Source organism: Methanofastidiosum sp., from assembly GCA_013178285.1.
Taxonomy (GTDB): Archaea; Methanobacteriota_B; Thermococci; order Methanofastidiosales; family Methanofastidiosaceae; genus Methanofastidiosum.
Genome location: JABLXD010000096.1, coordinates 1 through 2,281, shown reverse-complemented (window position 1 = coordinate 2,281; position 2,281 = coordinate 1). Strand labels below are relative to the sequence as shown.

Sequence of the window (2,281 nt, the reverse complement as noted above, 5' to 3'; positions counted from 1 at the left end):
GTTATCCCTCTTGCCGTAGCAGCAGTAGTACCTCTGCTCGATTATTGCAGCATTTAGAGATAGCCCGCAGATCTTCTGCACAAATAGCCTTACATCCGCATCCGGCAGTATTGTTGATATGAAGCTCTCCCAGAGATCAGATCTTGCAGCAGGGTCATAGGTGACATCTGCTACCATAGTGATGTAGTCTTCTCTCCTGTGCTCCCTGAACTCCATTTTCAAAAGATCAAGCGTGCCATTATCACAGCACAGGAGGTATAGATTTCTATCAAATCTATCAGGACTAACCTTGATTTCTGGCTGTGATTTAAGGCAGTTTATCATGCCCTTAAGCTTGTTGTTGCTGAATGAATTTTTGGCAAGATCCAAAAGCTTCTTTAGCTCTTCCTCACTCTTTGCCTTTTCTGTCTCTACTTTGGCGATATTTTTGATAGTCTCAACAGCTAGCTCCCAGATCATGTTCATGTCATCAATTGCCCAGTGCCTTCCATCCCATACATAGAATAGGTCTTCTGGAGGAGAATACCTGAACATGTTGCCAAAGTAGTATACCATCCTCTCAGAATTTCCGGCATCGTTTTCTAGAAAATGCCTTGTGGGCCAGTCAGTCTTTATCCTGTTGACTTCTGTCTCTGACAGGGGCTCTTCTGTGAGGGTCTTATTGACGGCGTGGAGACACTCATTGATCTTTTTAGGATCGTAGCCCCTATTGTATAGCTCCCCGGAAAGGCTTGTGAGCTCCATGTTTCGCCTTCCGCTTTTTATTATGCCTTCTTTTTCCCTGTTTTCATGCGCGGTATCCTTGGCCCTAAAATTAGGCTTGTTACTTTTTGCTTCAATCGCGCTGAGAAGCCAATCCGGGATCTCAGCCAGCAGGAAGTCAGTTGGCGATTTTATCCAGCGGTAGTGCCTTCCAGTCTTGTGTATAGAAGGCGGAGCCTTTGCATAGGCACCTTCACCCTGGATATCTATGCCAGGCCTTAGATCAGTGATCTTTTGGACATGCCTGCCGTTAGTCTTGAAGTAGTAGTGGTAGCCTCCGCCCTCTCTTCCAGTTTTTACAAGAGGCGTAATCAGGCTATAGTCCTTAGGCTTGATGCTGTTCAAAGAGTCAAGGCCACCCTTGTCTATATCGATGTCCATGACTGCGATACTGCTTATATCGCCGCATACTATCCCTATGTCTGCGTTAGGCCACTTTCTAAACCAATCCTCTACCTCTTCTTCAGTAGCCATTTTCTTTTCGTATGCCTTCCACTCTATCAGGGGAATTTTATCCATCGTTTTTATCGGGATAGCGTTCCATCCAAGAGAGCGGTAGTAGTTGGCCCAGGAAGTAATAGGGCTATCAATCGATGGCATTGGCCCTATTTTTAGGGCCAAATCGTCATCTTGGATTTCACTCATTTGAATTCCCCCTAAAGGGTATTGCATAACCTTTTGCAATCAATATCTCAAGGGGCCGTGCAAGCCTTTCATCGACCCTCACAACCTGGCCTTTTTTAAATGGTCCGTTTGGCAGGGCCATACCATCAAGAAAAAGAGGAATATCTTTCAGCAGCTCAACATACTGGCCTATAAGATGCTCCCCTCTAGAACTGGCCTTAATTTTAGGGCCAGGCAGCCCTTCGATGCAGTTATTTACGGTAGCAGTAATCCAATTCACCTACTGTATCCTACCGCTCGAACCAGTAAATCCACTGATTCTGGTGACTAAGCGCATTTTTTCGCTTATCACATTTGAAGCCTTGAGCATAGGGCCTATTGGCCTTAATATCAGACCTCAAAATTTTCAACCAATGCACCACCATAGTGTGGCCGAGGTGTACTTTCTCCTCAACCTCTTTAGCGGTGAACGGCATTATACCAGATTTGATCACATCTAGAATAGATGTGTCCATTCTTGTATTTGACATATTTACCGTTGCAGTTCAAGAAGGAGCTTATTTATAATTATCGTGCATGAAAACAAAGCATGCGGTATTCCTGATTACAAATTTATTAGTTGTGAGAAATCAAATACATTAACTTATAGTCGTGGTTTGAATCACTGGATGTGCGCCAAGGTGGTTTATGTCACAGGGAATCTACCATCTCACAAAAAAGAATTTTACAGAAAAAATAAGGTCAAGTATTGAAATGGAAAAGAAATATTTTTCCCTATTTTCCCTATTTTTTTCCATATCCTTAAATATATGGAAAAGGCAAGAGTATTATGTGATATTATGTTTATGGCAAGAAAAATTAAGGTAACTATGGTGTTTTTGGTTCTGATAGGTAC

At 43.0% G+C, this 2,281-nt stretch carries 2 protein-coding genes; both read right to left on the bottom strand.

Features of this window, described 5'->3' with window-relative positions; genetic code table 11:
• Positions 1–1,407 (bottom strand): hypothetical protein (locus HPY60_11905; GenBank protein ID NPV51880.1); only part of this gene is annotated, 1,407 nt, incomplete at its 3' end.
• Positions 1,400–1,666, bottom strand: coding sequence for a hypothetical protein (locus HPY60_11900; protein NPV51879.1), 267 nt, complete (start codon positions 1,664–1,666; stop codon positions 1,400–1,402). The genes HPY60_11900 and HPY60_11905, both read right to left, overlap by 8 nt.
• Positions 1,667–2,281 lie beyond the last annotated feature (615 nt).